General features: G+C 65.4%; 16 protein-coding genes. 6 read left to right on the top strand and 10 right to left on the bottom strand.

The genetic code is table 11. The features are described 5' to 3' along the window. Window positions 1-29: 29 nt before the first annotated feature. The 4 genes from BN1143_RS04105 to BN1143_RS04090 form a co-directional block, all read right to left on the bottom strand. A complete protein-coding gene (locus BN1143_RS04105) occupies window positions 30-440 on the bottom strand; it encodes a VOC family protein (protein ID WP_026139211.1) in 411 nt (136 codons plus the stop codon). A gap of 148 nt (window positions 441-588) precedes the next feature. Continuing rightward, window positions 589-1,743, bottom strand: a complete 1,155-nt coding sequence (locus BN1143_RS04100) for a CaiB/BaiF CoA transferase family protein (RefSeq protein WP_042049755.1) — start codon at window positions 1,741-1,743, stop codon at window positions 589-591. After that, window positions 1,743-2,918, bottom strand: a complete 1,176-nt coding sequence (locus tag BN1143_RS04095) for an acyl-CoA dehydrogenase (RefSeq protein ID WP_042049754.1) — start codon at window positions 2,916-2,918, stop codon at window positions 1,743-1,745. The genes BN1143_RS04100 and BN1143_RS04095 overlap by 1 nt, the downstream gene beginning before the upstream one ends. Window positions 2,919-3,003: 85 nt before the next feature. Further along, the gene (locus BN1143_RS04090; protein WP_042049753.1) at window positions 3,004-4,680 is read right to left on the bottom strand and encodes a sigma-54-dependent Fis family transcriptional regulator; all 1,677 of its coding nucleotides are present in this window, start codon (window positions 4,678-4,680) and stop codon (window positions 3,004-3,006) included. Window positions 4,681-4,915: 235 nt separating this feature from the next. On the opposite strand from BN1143_RS04090, the gene exaC reads away from it, so the two are divergent. Further along, entirely contained in the window at window positions 4,916-6,433 is a 1,518-nt protein-coding gene (exaC, locus tag BN1143_RS04085; RefSeq protein ID WP_042049752.1) for an acetaldehyde dehydrogenase ExaC, read from the top strand. A gap of 62 nt (window positions 6,434-6,495) precedes the next feature. Here exaC and BN1143_RS04080 read toward each other — a convergent pair whose 3' ends face one another. After that, complete coding sequence (locus BN1143_RS04080; RefSeq protein WP_005298514.1) at window positions 6,496-7,302, bottom strand: AraC family transcriptional regulator; 807 nt, start codon at window positions 7,300-7,302, stop codon at window positions 6,496-6,498. A gap of 96 nt (window positions 7,303-7,398) precedes the next feature. Between BN1143_RS04080 and BN1143_RS04075 the strand changes: the two genes are divergently transcribed. Then, window positions 7,399-8,286: a DMT family transporter gene (locus BN1143_RS04075; protein ID WP_042049751.1), complete on the top strand. Its 888-nt coding sequence runs from the start codon at window positions 7,399-7,401 to the stop codon at window positions 8,284-8,286. A gap of 87 nt (window positions 8,287-8,373) precedes the next feature. On the opposite strand, the gene BN1143_RS04070 is transcribed toward BN1143_RS04075, so the two are convergent. The 5 genes from BN1143_RS04070 to BN1143_RS21710 all read right to left on the bottom strand — a co-directional run bounded on the left by BN1143_RS04070 (window position 8,374) and on the right by BN1143_RS21710 (window position 14,277). Further along, entirely contained in the window at window positions 8,374-9,066 is a 693-nt protein-coding gene (locus tag BN1143_RS04070; protein WP_005303332.1) for a response regulator, read from the bottom strand. Window positions 9,067-9,069: 3 nt separating this feature from the next. Further along, window positions 9,070-10,638, bottom strand: a complete 1,569-nt coding sequence (locus BN1143_RS04065) for an ATP-binding protein (protein ID WP_042049750.1) — start codon at window positions 10,636-10,638, stop codon at window positions 9,070-9,072. A 17-nt stretch (window positions 10,639-10,655) separates the two neighbouring features. After that, window positions 10,656-12,206 carry an NAD-dependent malic enzyme gene (locus tag BN1143_RS04060; protein WP_042049748.1) on the bottom strand — a complete coding sequence of 517 codons (1,551 nt, stop codon included), beginning with the start codon at window positions 12,204-12,206 and terminating at the stop codon, window positions 10,656-10,658. Window positions 12,207-12,217: 11 nt separating this feature from the next. After that, on the bottom strand, window positions 12,218-13,525 hold the full coding sequence (locus BN1143_RS04055) for a 2-hydroxycarboxylate transporter family protein (RefSeq protein WP_017779881.1): 1,308 nt from the start codon (window positions 13,523-13,525) through the stop codon (window positions 12,218-12,220). 530 nt (window positions 13,526-14,055) lie between these two features. Then, window positions 14,056-14,277, bottom strand: coding sequence for a hypothetical protein (locus BN1143_RS21710; RefSeq protein WP_017787826.1), 222 nt, complete (start codon window positions 14,275-14,277; stop codon window positions 14,056-14,058). Window positions 14,278-14,567: 290 nt separating this feature from the next. Between BN1143_RS21710 and slyA the strand changes: the two genes are divergently transcribed. The 4 genes from slyA to BN1143_RS04035 all read left to right on the top strand — a co-directional run bounded on the left by slyA (window position 14,568) and on the right by BN1143_RS04035 (window position 18,040). Further along, on the top strand, window positions 14,568-15,041 hold the full coding sequence (gene slyA / locus BN1143_RS04050) for a transcriptional regulator SlyA (RefSeq protein WP_042049746.1): 474 nt from the start codon (window positions 14,568-14,570) through the stop codon (window positions 15,039-15,041). 1 nt (window position 15,042) lies between these two features. Next, window positions 15,043-16,098: an HlyD family secretion protein gene (locus BN1143_RS04045; protein ID WP_005303344.1), complete on the top strand. Its 1,056-nt coding sequence runs from the start codon at window positions 15,043-15,045 to the stop codon at window positions 16,096-16,098. A gap of 10 nt (window positions 16,099-16,108) precedes the next feature. Beyond that, on the top strand, window positions 16,109-17,137 hold the full coding sequence (locus BN1143_RS04040; RefSeq protein ID WP_005303346.1) for a DUF2955 domain-containing protein: 1,029 nt from the start codon (window positions 16,109-16,111) through the stop codon (window positions 17,135-17,137). A gap of 141 nt (window positions 17,138-17,278) precedes the next feature. Next, window positions 17,279-18,040: a substrate-binding periplasmic protein gene (locus BN1143_RS04035; protein ID WP_042007943.1), complete on the top strand. Its 762-nt coding sequence runs from the start codon at window positions 17,279-17,281 to the stop codon at window positions 18,038-18,040. Window positions 18,041-18,150: the final 110 nt, after the last annotated feature.

The following is an 18,150-nucleotide window of genomic DNA, read 5'->3' as shown; positions in this document are numbered from 1 at the left end:
GACAGGCGGGATGATAAACGTTTTCAGATTCAGTTGGCAGCAGTGAGTTGCAGCAGATCCCAGCGATTGCCACTGATGTCCTCGAATACCACCACGGTGCCGTAAGGCTCGGTACGCGGCTGTTCACAAAAATGGACACCATATGCCTGCATGCGCCGGTAGTCGCCCCAGAAGTCGTCAGTCTCGAGGAACAGGAAGACCCGGCCGCCCCCCTGCTGGCCGATGGCGGCCCGCTGCTCCGGGGTGGCAGCCCGCGCCAGCAACAGGGCGGAACCGGGGGCTCCTTTGGGGGCAACCCGCACCCAGCGCTTGCCCGGTTTGCCCGGCTCGTCGAGGGGGGTGTCTTCCAGCAGCTCGAACCCCAGTCCCTGGGTAAAGAAGGTGATGGCCTGGTCGTAATCGGCCACCAGCAGGGCTAGGGCGCCAATGTGTTGTGCCATGGGAGGTACCTCAACAGATGAATGGACGGGGCGCATCATAACGGGGGACGGCCCCGGGCTCCAGCACCGGGGCAGATGAGATGGCAGAGGATGGAAGAGGGGAGCATGGCGCCGGGCAGGCGCGATCTCCCCGCTTAAAGCAACCGGTTCACTCCTGCCCGAGCCAGTCGCGCAGCACGCTATCCCGGTCGCCATCCAGCGCCGGCGAGGCGCGCCCATAGCACACCGGAGTGGCCGACAGATGCAGCGGGTTGGCCAGGGTGGGCAAGGATTGTTCGCCGCGCTGCACCTGCTGCACCCAGCCCCGCACCGCCCCCTGCTCGAGGGCAAACAGGGCATCCAGGGTGAGGATGGGGCCGCCCGGCACCCCGGCCACCTCCAGCATGGCACTCCACTCGGCGCTGCTGCGCGCCAGCAGCCGCTCGGCAATCAGGGCGTTGAGCCGGTGACGCTGGCGCACCCGGGCGGCGTTGGTGGCAAAGTCGGGGTCCTGCGCCCACCCGGGTTCCCCCAGCAGGGCCGCCAGGGCGGCAAACTGGCCGTCGTTGCCCACCGCCAGGATGAGGTGGCCATCCAGGGTGGGATAGACGTCGTAGGGGACGATATTGGGGTGGCCGTTGCCAAGGCGCCTGGGCGCCTGCCCGGTGGCGAGATAGTTCATCGCCTGGTTGGCCAGCACCGCCACCGACACGTCGAGCAGGGCGAGATCGATCTGCTGCCCCTCCCCGGTTCGCTCCCGATGGCACAGGGCCGCCTGGATGCCGATGGTGGCGTAGAGACCGGTGAGGATGTCGACGAGCGCCACCCCTACCTTGACCGGCCCGCCACCGGGCACCCCGTCGGGCTGGCCGGTGATGCTCATCAATCCGCCCAACCCCTGGATCAGCAGATCGTAACCGGGTCGCTGGGCCCAGGGCCCGTCCTGGCCAAAGCCGGTGATGGAGCAGTAGATGAGCTCTGGGCGGCGGGCCTTGAGGCTCGGATAATCGAGGCCAAAGCGCGCCAGTCCCCCCACCTTGAAGTTCTCGATCACCACGTCGGCACAGTCCACCAGGGCCAGCAAGGTGTCTCTGTCGCGCGTTAGATCCAGGGCGATGGAGCGTTTGCCCCGGTTGGCAGCGTGAAAGTAGGCCGCCTCCCCCGCCACCAGCTCGGGCGGGCCCCAGTGGCGGGTGTCGTCACCGCGCCCGGGGGCCTCCACCTTGACCACATCGGCGCCGAGATCGGCAAGCAGCTGGCTGGCCCAGGGGCCGGCCAGCACACGGCTGAGATCCAGCACGCGCACACCGGCAAGGGGCCCCATCACTCAAACGCCTGCAGGCCGGTCTGGGCCCGCCCGAGGATCAGGGCGTGGATGTCGTGAGTCCCCTCGTAGGTATTGACCGCCTCCAGGTTCATCACGTGGCGAATGACGTGAAACTCGTCGCTGATGCCGTTGCCGCCGTGCATGTCGCGAGCGACGCGGGCGATCTCCAGCGCCTTGCCACAACTGTTGCGCTTGATGAGCGACACCAGCTCCACCGGGCAGCGCCCCTCGTCCATCAGGCGCCCGGCCTGCAGGCAACCCTGCAAGCCGAGGGCAATTTCGGTCTGCATGTTGGCCAGCTTGAGCTGGAACAGCTGGGTGGCGGCCAGCGGGCGGCCGAATTGCTGGCGATCCAGCCCGTACTGGCGGGCGGCGTGCCAGCAGAACTCGGCGGCGCCGAGCGCCCCCCAGGCGATGCCGTAGCGCGCCTTGTTGAGGCAGCCGAACGGCCCCTTGAGGCCGCTCACCCCGGCCAGCCGGTTGGCCTCCGGCACGAAGACCCGCTCCATCACGATCTCGCCGGTGATGGAGGCGCGCAGGGAGAACTTGCCCTCGATCTTGGGGGCAGAGAGCCCGGTCATCCCCTTCTCCAGCACGAAGCCGGTAATCTCGCCATCGAGCTTGGCCCACACCACGAACAGATCGGCGATGGGGGAATTGGTGATCCACATCTTGTTGCCGGTCAGCAGATAGCCGCCCTCGACCCGCTCGGCCCGGCTCTTCATGGAACCCGGATCCGAGCCCGCATCCGGCTCGGTGAGGCCGAAGCAGCCCACCAGCTCGCCCCGGGCCAGCCCCGGCAGCCAGCGCTGACGCTGGGCTTCGTCGCCATAGGCGTGGATCGGGTGCATCACCAGCGAGGATTGCACGCTCATGGCCGAGCGGTAGCCGCTGTCGACCCGCTCCACCTCCCGGGCGATGAGGCCGTAGGCCACGTGATTGACCCCGGCGCAGCCGTACTGCTCCGGCAAGGTGGCGCCGAGCAGCCCCAGCTCCCCCAGCTCGTTCATGATGGTGCGGTCAAACTGCTCGCGGCGGTTGGCCTCCAGCACCCGCGGCATCAGCCGCGCCTGGCAGTAGTCGCGGGCGGCGTCGCGGATGAGCCGCTCCTCTTCGCCAAGCTGGCCATCGAGAAAGAAGGGGTCTTGCCAATCAAATCGGGTACGCGTCATAAGGCACTCCATGCCATGCAAAAGAATCATCAAAGGGTCTCTTGTGGACCTATCTTAACCACGAAAAACTTAGGTCACAAACGCCTCAGCCGGCCTCCCGCAACGCCCGATAGAGGGTGGTGCGGCTGATGCCGAGCCGGCGCGCCGCCTCGCTCACGTTGCCATCGCACTCTGTCAGGGTCTGCTGCACCCGTTGCCGGTTCTGCTGGCGCAATGTGCTGCCCGTCAGCGCAGTGGTGACGACAGGCGCCACAACCACGGTCGGCAGATGCAGGTGGGCAGGCTCAATCCAGCCCTGCCCTTCCGCCAGCACGCAGGCCACTTCCAGCGCCTGCTTGAGCTGGCGCACGTTGCCGGGCAGCGGATGGGCCAGCAAGTGGCGCTCGGCCTCATCGCTCAGGCACAGGGCAGGATCCATCTCGGCCAGCAGGCGCTGGACCAGCGCCTGCCGCTCGCAGGCCGGCCAGTCGCGCAGCGGTGCCAGTTGCTGGCGCCAGCCGCAGATGCGGTAGTAGAGATCCTCGCGAAAGGTACCGGCCGCCACCATGGCCGCCAGATCCCGGTGGCTGGCGCTGACCAGCCAGAAATCCACCGCTTCGGGCTTGTGGCTGCCAACCGGGGTGACGACGCGCTCCTGCAATACCCGCAGCAGTCGGGTCTGGGCCGAGAGCGGCAGCTCGCCGATCTCGTCCAGCATCAGGATGCCGCCGTGGGCGGCGCGCAGATACCCCTGGCTGCCCTGGCTGCGAGCACCGCTGAAGGCCCCGCCGACATAGCCAAACAGCTCGGCTTCCACCAGCTCCGCCGGCAGGGCGCCGCAGTTGACGCACACCAGGGGCTTCTCGTGGCGGCTCGACTGGCGATGGAGGTCGCGCACCAGATGCTCCTTGCCGCTGCCGGTCTCCCCCTCGATAAGCAGGGAGATGCCGCGCTCCAGCATCTTGAGCGGCACCTGCCGGGCGTGCGAGCCGCCGGCAGCGGCCGGCAGGCCGGACTGGGCCACACCTGAGCTGGCCTCCGGCATCAACCGCAAGCCGCGCCGATCCCGCAGCAGTTGCTTGCCGTCGAAAGGGTGCTGGCCGAGCCAGAGCCGGCCGGCCCGGTTGGCCCCCAGCAGTTCGCCCTCCTCCCCCAGCAGCAGACGGGCAGACCAGAGACTCTGGGGCTCGAGATCCACCAGCCAGCCCGGCTGGCACGCCAGCAGCGCATTTTCCAGGGTCATGGCCAGCAGCCGCACCGTGCCCAGCATGTCGCCGCCGTGGTGGGCCGCATCGGTGGAGATGTCGAGCACCCCGATCACTTGCCCGTCCGGCCCGAGCAGCGGGCAGGCGCTGCAGCTGAGAAAGCTGTGCTGGGCGAAGAAGTGCTGATTGCCGAGCACCTGTACCTCGCTCTGCTCGGCCAGCGCGGTGCCGATGGCATTGGTGCCCTTACTCGCCTCCCCCCAGCGGGCACCGCTGCGCAAAAAGACCCGCTCGGCGTGGCGGGCGAAGCCGTCGTCACCGCTGGCGGCCAGGATGGCCCCCTCGCCATCGCACAGCAGCAACCGACAGGGGCGCCCCGCCAGCAGCTGGTCAAACAGCGGTAGCACGAAGCGCCGGAAGCTGGCGATCAGCACCCTGTGCTGCTCCTGGCGGGCCGACAGCTCTCCCTGGGGCAGCAAGTCCAGCTCGGCGCGCTGCTGACGGCTCAACCCCTGGTGCAGGCAGCGCTGCCAGGAGCGCTGGATTGGGCTGGCACCAGATTGAGGGAACTCGCTCATCACACCTCCTGTTCACAAACGGCACGACTGTCGCGACCACTGTCCAGAAACGGCACAGTTGTATCGCCACCGCCGCGGTCATTGGTTAACCAAGATACGCTGCCGCACCCCGTTTGATAACGTTTTTGTAACTTTTAGAGCGCTGGTCAGACCCTCTGGCACGTCCCTTGCGATACACAGCAGCAACCGGGCTGCTCACCAGCCCGGTCAGGACCACACACATAAGGATGATGAGATGATTTATACCGCTCCCGGTCAGGCAGGTGCCCTGGTCAGCTTCAAGTCCCGTTACGACAACTTCATCGGTGGCGACTGGGTGGCGCCGCGCGCCGGCCGCTACTTTGAAAACATCTCGCCGGTGGATGGCCGCGTGTTCTGCGAGGTAGCCCGCTCCGACGCCGCCGACATCGAGCTGGCGCTGGACGCCGCTCACAAGGCGTTCGCCAGCTGGAGCAAGACCAGCGTCACCGAACGCAGCAACCTGCTACTGCGCATCGCCGATCGCATCGAGCAGAACATCGAGGTGCTCGCCATCGCCGAAACCTGGGAGAACGGCAAGGCGGTGCGCGAGACCCTGGCCGCCGACCTGCCGCTGGTGGTGGATCACTTCCGCTACTTCGCCGGCTGCATCCGTGCCCAGGAGGGTTCGGCCGCCGAGCTGGATCAGAACACCGTCAGCTACCACTTCAAGGAGCCCATCGGGGTGGTCGGCCAGATCATCCCGTGGAACTTCCCGCTGCTGATGGCGGCCTGGAAGCTGGCCCCGGTGCTGGCGGCCGGCTGCTGCAGCGTGCTCAAGCCCGCCGAGCAGACCCCGGTCACCATCATGCTGATGATGGATCTCATCAAGGACATCCTGCCCCCCGGGGTGGTCAACGTGGTCAACGGCTTTGGCGCCGAGGCGGGCCAGGCGCTCGCCACCAGCAACCGGATCCAGAAGCTCGCCTTCACCGGCTCCACCGAGGTGGGGGCCCATATCCTGCGCTGCGCCGCCGACAAGCTCATTCCCTCCACCGTGGAGCTGGGCGGCAAGTCCCCCAACATCTACTTCGCCGACGTGATGCAGCACGAGAGCAGCTACATCGACAAGGCGGTGGAAGGGATGCTGATGACCTTCTTCAACCAGGGCGAGGTGTGCACCTGCCCCTCCCGCGCCCTGGTGCAGGAGAGCATCTATGACGACTTCATGGACCGGGTACTGGCCCGCGCCCGCACCATAGTGCAGGGCAACCCCCTCGACACCAATACCCAGGTCGGCGCCCAGGCGTCCCGCGAGCAGTTCGACAAGATCCTGAGCTACATGGAGATCGGCCGCGGCGAAGGGGCAAAAATGCTGATCGGCGGCGGCCCGGCCAAGGTGAGCGGACTGGAGGGGGGCTTCTATATCCAACCCACCATCTTCCACGGCCAGAACAAGATGCGGGTGTTCCAGGAGGAGATCTTCGGGCCGGCGCTCGGGGTCACCACCTTCAAGGACGAGGCGGATGCGCTGGCCATTGCCAACGACACCCAGTACGGGCTGGGGGCGGGCCTGTGGACCCGCGACAGCAACCTGGCCTGGCGCATGGGGCGCGGCATCCAGGCCGGCCGGGTCTGGGTCAACTGCTACCACGCCTACCCTGCCCACGCGGCCTTCGGTGGCTACAAGAAGTCAGGGATCGGTCGCGAGACCCACAAGATGATGCTGGACCACTACCAAAACACCAAGAACCTGCTGGTGAGCCACGACATCAACCCGCTCGGCTTCTTCTAAGCCCACCCCGTGATCCACAAGGGCGCCTGCGGGCGCCCTTTTCATTGCTGGTGCGGTCGCGGTCAGAGTTGTGCCTGCCCGGCGCCGATCCCCAGCTGTTGACGATAGCGCTGGGGGGCACAGCCCTGTTCGCGCTGGAACATGGCGATAAAAGCCGAGGTGGAGGTGTAACCGAGCCGCCAGGCGATCTCCTGCACCGGCATCTCGCCGCGCAGCCAGTCCAGCGCCTTCACCAGCCGCAGCCGGGTGCGCCACTGGCCGAGGCTCATGCCAAGCTCCTTCTGGCAGCGCCGCGCCAGGGTGCGCTCCGTGGTGTGCAGCACCTTGGCCCACTGGGCCAGGGTGCGGTTGTCCTCCGGCGCCGCCTGCAATGCCGCCAGCAGGGGGGCCAGCAGGCGATCCCGGCTCTGGGGCAGGTAGCTTGGCTGGCAACGGGTGCGAGCCAGCTTCTCGATGAAGAGTTCACCCTGGCGGGCATCCCACTCGTCCTCCATGTGGCCGACCCGGCGCTGGGTGAAATCCTCCAGCAGGGCCCGCAGCAAGGGGGTAAGCGCCAGCAGCTGGGGTTCCCGTGGCAGGCGCGGCGCCAGCGCGTGGCTCACGTAGATGGAGGTGTAGTCCAGGGTCTGCTCGTTGAAGGCGGTGTGGGGCTGATCCGCCGGCACCCAGATGAGGTAGTCCGGCGGCGCCACCAGCCGCTGCCCCCCGACCTCCACCACCATGACCCCGAGACTGATGAGGCTGAGCTGGCCCCAGGGGTGGGCATGTTCGGCGCAGGCGTTGCCCCCCTGGATCTGGCTGTAGCGAAAATAGAGGGGGTTGGGGGCGGCCAGCAGGCGATCCTGCTCGGCCAGGGTGAGGGTACCCATGCAGATTGTCCCAAAGCGGTTATGACATGTCTTATTTACGCTACTTACATCGTTCAAGACAAGGTTAGACTCTCCCCATCATACCAAGGAGTCGCTATGCCCTTTCTCTTTCCCCTGCTCGCCATCCTGATCTGGGCCGCCAATACCGTGGTCTCCAAGGCCGCCGCCGGCGTGCTGGATCCTGCCGCCATCTCGTTTTACCGCTGGGTGATCGCCGCCCTGGCGCTGACCCCCTTCTGCCTGCCGCAGCTGTGGCGCCGCCGGCGCGATCTCCGCCCCTGGCTCGGCAAGCTGCTGGTGCTCTCCCTGCTTGGCATGGTGCTCTACCAGTGCCTCGCCTACTATGCCGCCCACAGCACCTCGGCCACCAACATGGGGGTCATCGGCTCCCTGCTGCCGCTGCTCACCCTGCTGATAGGAGCCTGCTGCTTTGGCCAGAAGCCGGGCAAGCAGGCGCTGCTCGGCATGAGCCTCTCCCTGTTCGGGGTGCTCTGGCTGCTCGGTCAGGGCAACCCTCAGACGCTGCTGCACAGCGGGATCAACCCAGGCGATGGCATGATGCTGCTGGGGGCGGCCAGCTATGCCCTCTATGGCCTCTTGATCCGCCGCTGGCAACTGCCGTTCGGCCCCTGGCTCAACCTCTACCTGCAGATCCTGCTGGCGGTGCTGCTGCTCATCCCGCTGGCCCTCTCCGCCGACTCCCTGGCCATTCCCGCTCAGGGCTGGAGCATGGTGCTGTTCGCCGGGCTCGCCTCCTCCATCTTCGCCGCCTACTGCTGGATGCGCGGCCTCGCCAGCCTGGGGGCGGAGCGCACCTCGGTCTTCATGAACCTGATGCCCCTGTGCACGGCCCTCATCGCCGTCATCAGCCTGGGGGAGCCCATCCACGGCTATCACCTGCTGGGGGGCGGCCTCATCCTGAGCGGGGTCATGCTCTCCCAGTTCAAACCAAGAGCCCGCCGCGTCCTGCTGGAAGAGGCCTGAGCGGCCCGTCGTACCGGTTTTCGTGCCGACGTATAGACCTGAAAAAGGGAGCTTCGGCTCCCTTTTTGCTGGTATGGATCTGGCGGCTCAGCTGCCCCGCCGCCAGTGGTAGCGGCGCTCGGGCCGGCCGCGCTGGCCGTAGTTGAGATCCACGTCCACCCTGTCCTCCGACTCCAGATACTCCAGATAGCGGCGCGCCGTGGTACGGCTCAGGGACAAGCGTAGCGCCACCGTATCGGTGGAGAAGGCGCTGTCCGGCTCACCCGCCAGCAGCTCCAGCACCTGGCGCAGGGTGATGGCGTCGATCCCCTTGGGGGTGTCGCGCACGTCACGCCCCTGGGGTCTCACCTTGCCCATCAGCCGGTCCAGATCGCTCTGCTCGAGGGAGCCGCGCTCGCAGATGCGCCGGTGCAGGGTGAGGATCTCGTCCAGGCTCTGCTGGATGCGAAACAGCCGCAGCGGCTTGATGATGTAATCCTGCACCCCCTGGTTGAGGGCCTGCTGGATGGTCTCCACGTCGCAGGAGGCGGTCACCATGATGACGTAGGCTTCGCGGTTGTGGCTGCGCAGCCGGTTCACCCACTCTAGGCCGGAGCCGTCGGGCAGCGAGATGTCCACCAGCAGCAGTTGCGGCTGGGCCGCACGCATCATGAGATCGGCCTGGGTCAGGCTTTCGGCCCGACCCAGCAGGGAAAATCCGGGGGTGGAGGAGACCAGCTCGGCCAGAATGGATCCTATCCGTTCGTCATCCTCGATCACCAGCGTGAAAATGGGCTCCATAGATCACACCAATTGGTTTTTATTCAAGTAGATACCGAACAGGGTCGTCTGTTCGGCGGTGCGGCGCCATTCTATCACACCCCCTCGCCTGGCCACCGTCTCCTTGACTAGGAACAGACCGACACCGTGATCGCCGGTCTGGCGACTGATGCCGTAATCAAACAGATGGTCCGCCAGCGCCTCGTCCACCCCCTCGCCGCTGTCCTCCACCTCGATCACCAGCCGACGCCCGAAGTCGTTGAGGGAGATGAGCACCCGCGGCGGGCACTGCTTGCGCCGGGCCCAGGCGGCGCGAATGCCGTTGTCCAGCAGGTTGCCGATGAGGGTGATGAGATCCGCCGACACCGCCGCCGGGTACTCGCCCAGCGCCGAATCGGGATCCAACACCAGCTCCACCCCTAGCTCGCGGGCCCGGCTGAACTTGCCGAGGATGAGCCCGGCCACCGGCTTGTCCTCGATGGCCCGCAGCAGATCGTGCAGCATGGTCTGGCACGCCTCGCTCTCCTGCTGGATGAGCTCCACCGCCTGATCCACATGGCCCAGCTGCAGCAGGCCGGAGAGGCTGCTGAGCTTGTTGGCGAACTCGTGGGTCTGCATCCGCAGCATCTCGGCATACTGGCGCAGGTGGGTCACCTGCATGCCGAGACTGCCGGTCACCTCGGGGCGGCTGAAGATCAGCAGCCGACCGGGGATCTTGCCCTCCACCGCCTGCCAGCGCCCGACGAACGACTCGCCGTGCACGGTGAAACCGAGCTCGGTCTCGACCTGGGTCAGGGCGGGGGCGAGCGGCGGCGACAGCTCCGAGAGCGGCTGGCCGAGCAGGGAGTGGCGGCCGGTGCCGGGCAGACGCAGCTGGTAAAAGGCGGCACTGTTGAGCATGCGGATATGGCCCTGGCTGTCGAGGGCAATCACCCCCTCCGAGATGTGCTCCAGCACCAGCTCCTGCAACACGAAGCGGTTGACGATGGTCTCCGGCTCCAGATCCAGCAGGGTGCGACGCAGCCGATGCTGGACCCAGAGCGCCAGCAGCAGGCCGCAGCCCAGCACGGCGCCGATGGCGCTGATGAGCAGGGCGATCCGATCCAGGTAGATGCTCTCCACCGTCTGCATCAGATAACCCACCACCACGGCACCGATGGCGCGCCCGTCAGGCCCGATCACCGGGGCGAAGCAGCGGATGGCCGGCCCCAGGGTACCCACGTCCTTGGAGCAGTAGCTGCTGCGCTCGTTGAGGGAGGGCCAGATATCCTCGCCGCGAAACAGGCCGCCCACCAGCTCCGGAGAGGGGTGGCTCAGCCGGCGGGCGTGCTCGTCGGTCACCACCATGTAGGCGGCATCGGTGCGGCTGCAGATCCCCTGCACATAGTCGCGCAGGCCCGGATCGCTCCCCCACTGCAGCGCCTGCACCACCCGGCTGTCTCCCGCCAGCACCCGCGCCAGATCCCCTCCCTTGTCCTCCAGATTGCTCTCCAGCAAATGGCGGATAAAGAGCGCCAGCAGGCTGCCCAGAATGATGATCAGGAGCAGTGACAGGCCCAGGGAGAGGGTGACCAGTTGGTGACGCAGTTTCATCGATTAGCCTTGCAACATCAGGACGCGGACCAATAGTGCGGGCGCCACCAGGTCTGGTCAATCAAAGGTGCGGGATCACCGGCAAAATCGGCCAGCCCCTCGGCACGGGCACAGAGTGCCACCGCCCTCGCCACCGCGCGGGCCACCTCCCCCACCTGCTCGATGGGGGGCAGCAGCCGTCCCTCGGCCAGCGGATAGGCGCCCACCGCCTGCACCGCCGCCCGCAGCATACCGTCGCTGATGCGCCGCGCCTTGACCGCGCAGGCCCCCAGACCAATGCCCGGGAACACATAGACGTTGTTGCATTGAGAGACCACCCGCGCCGCGCCGTCCACCTCCACCGGCGGGAAGGGGCTGCCGGTCGCGAGCAGGGCCCGCCCGCCGGTGGCCTGCCACACCTGGGCCGGGGTCGCCTCGGCGCTGCGAGTGGGATTGGAGAGCGGCAGGATCACCGGCCGCTCGCACACCTCCCCCATGGCGGTCAGCACCGCCTCGTCGAACAAGCCGCCCTGACCGCTCACCCCGATCAGCACCCCGGGGCGCAGCCGCTCGATAAGCGCGGCCAAGGAATTGCACGCCTCCCCCGCCGGGCGGGCAAACGGCTGCTGGGCCGGGGTGAGCCCGGCCCGGTCCAGGCAGACCAGACCGTCCTGATCGAACAGCTGCACTCGCTCCGGGCCGCCCGCCAGCTGGGCCAGCATGGCGGCGATACCGCAGCCGGCCGAGCCGGCGCCGACGATCAGCACCGGGGTATCCGCCAGCGCGCTGCCCGCCTGCTGTAAGCCCGCCAGCACGCAGGCCGACGCCACCGCCGCCGTGCCCTGGATGTCGTCGTTGAACATGCACAGCTCGTCGCGGTAGCGGGCCAGCAAATTGGCGGCATGCTTGCCGGCGAAGTCCTCGAACTGCAGCACTACCTGGGGCCAGCGTTTGCGGATGGCGGCCACCACCTTGTCCATGAACTGGTAATAGGGCTCGCCATCCACCCGCCGGGCCTGCCAGCCCAGGTAGGAGTCATCTTCCAGCAGTTCGGGGTTGTTGGTGCCCACGTCCACGCACAGCGGCAGGGTGCGCGCCGGGTTGATGCCACCGGCGGCGGAGTAGAGCGCCAGTTTGCCGATGCAGATCCCCATGCCGCCGATGCCGAGATCGCCGAGCCCCAGCACCCGCTCGCCGTCGGAGATGACGATGACGTCCACCTCCTGCTCCACCGCCGCGAAGATGTGGTCCAGCTCGTCCCGGTCGTGCCAGGAGAGGTAGAGGCCGTGGCTGCGCAGATAGAGGTCGCTGTGGCGCTGGCACGCCTCCCCCACCACAGGGGTGTAGATGATGGGCAACAGCTCCGGCAGATGGTGGCGCACCAGCTCGTAGAACAGTACCGGGTTGTCCTCCTGCAGCTGGCGCAGCAGCAGGTGCTGATCAAACGGACTCTGCATGGCCGAGACCAGCCGGTAGATGCGGCGTCGCTGCTGGGCCAGCGACTCCTCCTTGTGGGGCATGCGCCCCATCAATCCCTGACGCTTGCGTTCGGCATAGGGCAGGCTGGTGCCCATCATGATGTCGTTCATTATCTTGTTCCTTATGCCAGCAGCGAGATGAGCAGGGTCGCCAGGATCAGCATGACGGCGCCCCCGAGACGAGAGGAGATCTGGGCGAACGGCATCAGCGTCATGCGCTGGGCCGCCGAGAGCACGGCCACGTCACCCGTGCCCCCCATGTTGGCCATGCACAGGCCACCGGTGATGGCTGCCTCGATGGGGTAGAAGCCGATCATTCGGCCCACCAGCGCCGCCCCCAGGGCGCCACCGAGCACGGTCACCAGCACCAGCACGAAATAGCTGACGGAGAAGGCGCTGATGAGCTCGGGGATGCTGGTGTAGGCGACTCCGATCCCCACCAGCAGAGAGGGGGTCAGGTTGGTGACCACGAACTGGTACCAATCGGCCGCCGCCTGCTCGTAACGACGGGGCAGCAGGCCGCTCACCTTGATGACGGCCACCGCCAGGATCATCAGGGCGAAGGGGTGCATGGGGATGAAGTTGCCAAGCAATGAGCCCAGCACGAACATGCTGGAGCTGATGAAGAGGCCCAGACCCAGACTCTCCAGCGTCGGCGCCTGCGCCTTCTCCTCGGCCACGCTATCTGTACTCTCTTTTATCATCAGCTTGCCGTTGCCGGTCAGGGCGGGGTAGCGGCGGCCGAGGCGGGCCAGCAGGGTGCCCACCAGGATGGCCAGGGTGTTGGCGATCACTACCGCCGGCACCATGCGCGAGAGCAGATCGGCGCTCGACATCTGCAGCGGCCCGGAGAGGATCTCCACCAGCGGCACGGCGCCGGCCCCCATGCCGCCGCCCATGATGGGCAGACCGATGAGCAGCACGGCATTCTTGAAGCCGTAGCCCATCAGGGCGCCCACCAGACCGACGCTGAGCAGCGCCAGTGCGACGCCCCCCAGGATCACCGGCAGGTAGCGCATGGCGGCATTCTTCAGCAGGGCGCCGCTCATGCCGAACACAGAGCCGGTCACCAGGCTGGCGATGAAGAAGTTGAGAAAGCCCCCCTCCTTCATGAAGCCGATGATCACCTGACCCGCCTCGACGGGCAGGATCCGGTATTCAAACAGGGCGGCGCCGCCGAAGATGGCGAGTATGGTGCCACCACCCAGGTATTCGCGGATGGGGGTGATGCGCTCGCCGAGCTCGGTCAGCAGGGTGCCGAGCACGAACATCAGCGCCAGCGCGCCGACCATGCCGAGCGGCAGCGAGCCGTTCCAGCCCGAGAAGAGGACGCAGGTGGCGAGGCCCAGAAAGATCATCATGGGCATGCCGGCAATCTGCCGACCGCCGAACAGGGCGGTTCTGGTGTGTGGGGTAGAGAGGTTTTTCATTGTTATGCTCCAGCGTGTGGTGTGGCGCCACTCTAGAGATCTCCGCTCCTCCTGTCGGTTAGCCCGCCAACAAAGGCATATAAAAACATTAAATTCTTAAACGCTATGGCCTGCGGGCAAGGTTGGCACCCATTTTACATGGGGGTATTTTGGTCCCCGTCGTCGCCATTAAATCACTTCGAAGCGCACTCTTTTGCACTTTAAAGCGGCGATTGAAGCGGTCATTGTCAAATAACGATCAAATAACCAGCGTCGCAACCAACAATAATGGCCTGTCAGGTTTGGCAGTGGTGAATGATCACCCAGCAATGGACAAGGGTGATCCTCTGATCACCAAAAACACTCCGGCCAGGATCTGCCGGGTGATAAAAAAGAAAGACGATGACAGCTCGATAGCGAGCGCCTAGCTTGTTACAAGCATGGCGCTCCCGCAGGTAATGGCGGCTTGCAGCAAGAGGATAAAGGGTGCGGGCAGGCCCTGTGACAGGCTGCCCTCTCAATATGACGTGCGGATGTCACCGACCGAAAGACTATTCGGCTAATAACAATGGAATATTGGCAGGGTCAAATTCATGACAGGTTTCGGCATTTTCCAGGCTGAGTCCATAATGGCCGTCGACCACATATTCCACGTCCACCAGAAGACTCTCGATGGCGAGATGGGCGTCACCCGATTCATATCGTTCCACAGCTATCATCTCCCTGTTTAGCTGACTCATCAATATTAGTGAATAAAAAACAGAGTGCCGCATTTATATAATATTTTTTTGCATCGTCTAATTAGGGTGCACATAAAAAGCTGTGACTATTTTCATGCCATCCCAATAAACGACTCTCTTTATTTCACCGGGCCCTGCCGACCATATCCAGCCTCCTGCTTCACTCAAAAGTGCCGCTGATCCCAACTCACCCCTTCACCCATGCTGCTTGAGCTCCACCAGAGACCTACCTCCAATTTTCATAAACAAGATCGTGATCACACTATTTACTTAGCCTGCTAAACAACTACAATACTTAGCAAGCTAAGTAAAAGGAGAATCTCATGATGAAGGATCTGGAAATGCTGCGCGAGCTCTCCCTCGCCGAGCGGGTCGGCCGGCTGCATCGGCTGTGGCGCACCGTGGCCGATCTCGAGCTGGCCCCCCTCGGCCTGACTCATCCCCGCTGGACGGCGCTGTGGAAGTTGAGCCGGCTCGGCGGCCACCTCAGCCAGAAGACCCTGTCCGAGGCGCTGGAGATCGAACTTCCCTCCCTGATGCGCACCCTGGGCCAGCTGGAGGAGCAGGGGCTGGTAGAACGCCACTGCTGCAGCCAGGACAAGCGGGCCCGCATTGTCACCCTGACCCCGGCCGGCAAGGCGCTGCTCGACCAGATTGAAGATCGCATCATGGAGATACGCCGGGAGCTGCTCGCCGGCATCAGCCAGCGGGAGCTGGAACAGTTTGAAGATATCGTGCACCGCATCTGTGCCAATGCCCTCGGCAAGATAGGTGCACAGAGTGAAGAGAGAGAATGAGATGACCCCGGATCAACAATTCCAACGCTGGATCAAATGGGCCATGGGCGCCTTCGTGCTGGTCTTTGCCTATTTCCTGCTGGCCGACCTCAAGATGCCGCTCACCCCGCAGGCCATGGCGACCCGCGTCGTCACCAAGATGGCGCCCCAGGTCAGCGGCAAGGTGATGGAGGTGGCTGTCGCCAACAACCAGCACGTCAAGCAGGGGGATCTGCTGTTTGCCCTCGACCCGGCCCCCTTCGAGCTGGCGGTAGAGCAGGCTCGCCTCGCCCTGGCCCAGGCCGAACAGCAGAATCGCCAGCTCGATGCCACCCTCAACGCCGCCAGCGCCGATTTCAGCTCGTTGCAAACCCAGGCCGCCCTCAAGTTGCGGGAAGCGGAGCGTATCGACGCCCTCTATCGCCGCCACATGGTCTCCGAGCAGCAGAAAGATGACGCCGACAGCGCATTTCGCACCGCCCAGGCCAACCTGCTGGCCAGCAAGGCCCGCATGACCCAGGCCAGGGTCAACCGCGGCCTGCCCGGCGACGACAACCTGCTACTGCGCCAGGCCCGCAACCGCCTCGCCCAGGCCGAGCTCAACCTCGCCTACAGTCGGGTCCACGCCAGCCAGGACGGCATCATCACCAACCTGCAGCTCAAGCCGGGCAGCTTCGCCGCGGCGGGCGCCCCGCTGCTGGCGCTGGTCTCCGAGCAAGTGGACGTGATCGCCGATTTTCGCGAGAAGAGCCTGCGCCACGTAGATCAGGACAGCCTGGCCCTGGTCGCCTTCGACGGCGAGCCGGGCCGCCTCTATCCCGCCCGGGTCACCAGCCTGGATGCCGGGGTCAGCGCCGGTCAGTTCGATGCCAACGGCCAGCTGGCCAGCCCCACCGAGTCGGATCGCTGGGTGCGCGACGCCCAGCGTCTGCGCCTGCATCTGGCGCTGGAACAGCTGCCCGCCCATCTGCCGGCCGGTGCCCGTGCCACCGTGCAGCTGCTGCCCGACAACGCCCTGACCGGGCTGCTGGCCCGCGCCCAGATCCGCCTGCTCAGCCTGCTGCACTACATCTACTGAGGTGACGGCAATGAACCTGTGGCACAGACCCCTCACCGCCAATGAACTGCGCCAATGCCTGCGCATCGCCTTTGGCAGCACCAGCGGCTTTCTGCTCTGCAAGCTGTTCGGCTGGAACTACGGCGTCTTCTACACGGTGACACCTGTGCTGCTGCTGGGCATGGTGCCGGTGATGAACGGTCATGCCGCCCGCCAGTTGATCGCCGCCGCCGTGGTCTGCGGGCTGGAAGTGGGGCTGCTGGGGGGGCTGTTTGGCGGCCATCCCGGCCTGATGATCCCCATCGCCTTCCTGCTGTTTCTCTACCGTTTCGCCGCCATGTCGCGGGGCAGCCTGTTTCTGTTCGGTGCCAACGGGGTGCTGAGTCTCAGCATCATGCTGCACTTTGCCAGCTACCCGCAGACCGATCTCAACGACCTCATCTTCAGCAACCTGTGGGCCAGCGTGCTGTCGGTGCTCATCGCCTACCTGATGACGGCGCTCATCCCCGACGTGGAGGAGCGCCCCAAGCCGGCCCCCTCTCCCAAGGCACCGCACCGGATGCGGCACGAGGCGCTGCTTGGCGCCAGCATCGCCACCCTCTCCTTCATGGTGTTCCAGCTCTTCGATCTGCGGGACTCCATGTCGGCCCAGGCCACGACCCTACTGGTGCTCTTCCCCATGCACTGGGACGGCGCCCTGAGCTATGCCCGCAAGCGGGCCATGGGCACCCTGCTCGGGGTGAGCTTCGGCCTGGTCGGCCAGCTGGTGCTCTACGACTGGTCCGGACTGCTGATCCTGGTCGCCCCCCTGCTCTGGCTCGGCGCCATGCTGTTCAGTCATGCCCACGTGAAGGAGGCGAGCGGTTCCGGGGTCGGCTTCGGCGCCCTCACCACCCTCGGCATCCTGTTCGGCCAGTACCTGACGCCCGGCAACGATCTGGTGTTCAGTGCCCTCTACCGGGTCAGCAGCATCCTGTTTGCCATCGTCGCCACCCTGCTGGCCTGTTACCTCATCCACCGACTGCTTAACCGTTTCGAGGCCACCCGGTTCGGTTATTGACCCCCTGTTGTTAGCTCAAGGATGTGCTGCCTTTCGCCCCGCTATGCCTACCGGGGCGTTTTTTTGCCCTGTATCTGGCAGCGCCTGTGGCCAGCCCCAGCAACTATGCTTGCTAGGGCAGTTGGCAACGGGAGAGAGACCATGACACACGCAACCCACATTCACTGGCTGGTTATCTGTCTTCTGCTGATGGTGGGAAGCGCCCGGGCCGAGTCTGTGCTGATCGCCGCGGAAGATGACTGGGCCCCCTACTGCGTTCTCGACAAAGAGAGCGGCCAGCCGCAGGGGCTGGCGCCCGAGCTGGTGAAGGCGGCCTTTGCCGCCGAGGGGGTCGAGGTGGAGTTTCGTACCATCCCCTTCGCCCGCTGCATGTACGAGGCGCGCAGCGACAAGGTGCTCGGCTGCTTCGATGCCACCATTACCGAGGAGAACCGTTACCAGTACTTCTGGCACGAAACCCCCATGTTCGAGGAGGATCTCGCCATCTTCGCCCTGGCCAGCGAACCGCGCCGGGATCTCAAACTCACCTCGCTGGAACAGAAGACGGTGGGCATCACTCTCGGCTACACCTACCCCACCGATTTCATGGAAAACCCCAGGATCACCCGCTTTCAGGCCAAGTCAGACACCCAGATCATCGAGATGCTGGTGCGTGGCCGGGTCGACTACATCCTGATGAACGAGATGCCGGGCTACCTCAAGATCCAGCAGAAACAGCTGAGCGGGAAGGTGGTCAAGGTGGGCAAGATCTCCACCGACGGTTTCTGGCTCGCCTTCTCCCGCGCCCACCCCCGGGGTGAGGAGATGGCCAGTCGCTTCGAAGAGGGGCTGCAGAAGATCAGGAACAACGGCACCTACGAGGCGCTGGTGCGCGCCTTCGAGGCCAGACTCGGCCTGCATTGAGCCCATACTCATTAGTGCTTCTTTTGACGCCCATGGACGCATATCGACGCAAGTCGGGTCGAGCGGCATTGCCCCCCTTGGGCAAGCTGTTAGGATCACGCCCGGATGAC

This window comes from Aeromonas dhakensis, assembly GCF_000820305.1.
GTDB lineage: Bacteria > Pseudomonadota > Gammaproteobacteria > Enterobacterales > Aeromonadaceae > Aeromonas > Aeromonas dhakensis.
The sequence above is the reverse complement of the archived record's forward strand: the minus strand, read 5'-3'. Positions and strand labels throughout refer to the sequence as shown.

What these genes read in the sequence shown, in the direction of transcription:
- exaC (WP_042049752.1), top strand. Translation starts at nt 4,916, where the DNA reads ATGATTTATACCGCTCCCGGTCAGGCAGGTGCCCTGGTCAGCTTCAAG.
- BN1143_RS04090 (WP_042049753.1), bottom strand. Translation starts at nt 4,680, where the DNA reads ATGAGCGAGTTCCCTCAATCTGGTGCCAGCCCAATCCAGCGCTCCTGG.
- BN1143_RS04035 (WP_042007943.1), top strand. Translation starts at nt 17,279, where the DNA reads ATGACACACGCAACCCACATTCACTGGCTGGTTATCTGTCTTCTGCTG.
- BN1143_RS04070 (WP_005303332.1), bottom strand. Translation starts at nt 9,066, where the DNA reads ATGGAGCCCATTTTCACGCTGGTGATCGAGGATGACGAACGGATAGGA.
- BN1143_RS04080 (WP_005298514.1), bottom strand. Translation starts at nt 7,302, where the DNA reads ATGGGTACCCTCACCCTGGCCGAGCAGGATCGCCTGCTGGCCGCCCCC.
- BN1143_RS04045 (WP_005303344.1), top strand. Translation starts at nt 15,043, where the DNA reads ATGACCCCGGATCAACAATTCCAACGCTGGATCAAATGGGCCATGGGC.
- BN1143_RS04055 (WP_017779881.1), bottom strand. Translation starts at nt 13,525, where the DNA reads ATGAAAAACCTCTCTACCCCACACACCAGAACCGCCCTGTTCGGCGGT.
- BN1143_RS21710 (WP_017787826.1), bottom strand. Translation starts at nt 14,277, where the DNA reads ATGCGGCACTCTGTTTTTTATTCACTAATATTGATGAGTCAGCTAAAC.
- slyA (WP_042049746.1), top strand. Translation starts at nt 14,568, where the DNA reads ATGATGAAGGATCTGGAAATGCTGCGCGAGCTCTCCCTCGCCGAGCGG.
- BN1143_RS04075 (WP_042049751.1), top strand. Translation starts at nt 7,399, where the DNA reads ATGCCCTTTCTCTTTCCCCTGCTCGCCATCCTGATCTGGGCCGCCAAT.
- BN1143_RS04095 (WP_042049754.1), bottom strand. Translation starts at nt 2,918, where the DNA reads ATGACGCGTACCCGATTTGATTGGCAAGACCCCTTCTTTCTCGATGGC.
- BN1143_RS04060 (WP_042049748.1), bottom strand. Translation starts at nt 12,206, where the DNA reads ATGAACGACATCATGATGGGCACCAGCCTGCCCTATGCCGAACGCAAG.
- BN1143_RS04040 (WP_005303346.1), top strand. Translation starts at nt 16,109, where the DNA reads ATGAACCTGTGGCACAGACCCCTCACCGCCAATGAACTGCGCCAATGC.
- BN1143_RS04100 (WP_042049755.1), bottom strand. Translation starts at nt 1,743, where the DNA reads ATGGGGCCCCTTGCCGGTGTGCGCGTGCTGGATCTCAGCCGTGTGCTG.
- BN1143_RS04105 (WP_026139211.1), bottom strand. Translation starts at nt 440, where the DNA reads ATGGCACAACACATTGGCGCCCTAGCCCTGCTGGTGGCCGATTACGAC.
- BN1143_RS04065 (WP_042049750.1), bottom strand. Translation starts at nt 10,638, where the DNA reads ATGAAACTGCGTCACCAACTGGTCACCCTCTCCCTGGGCCTGTCACTG.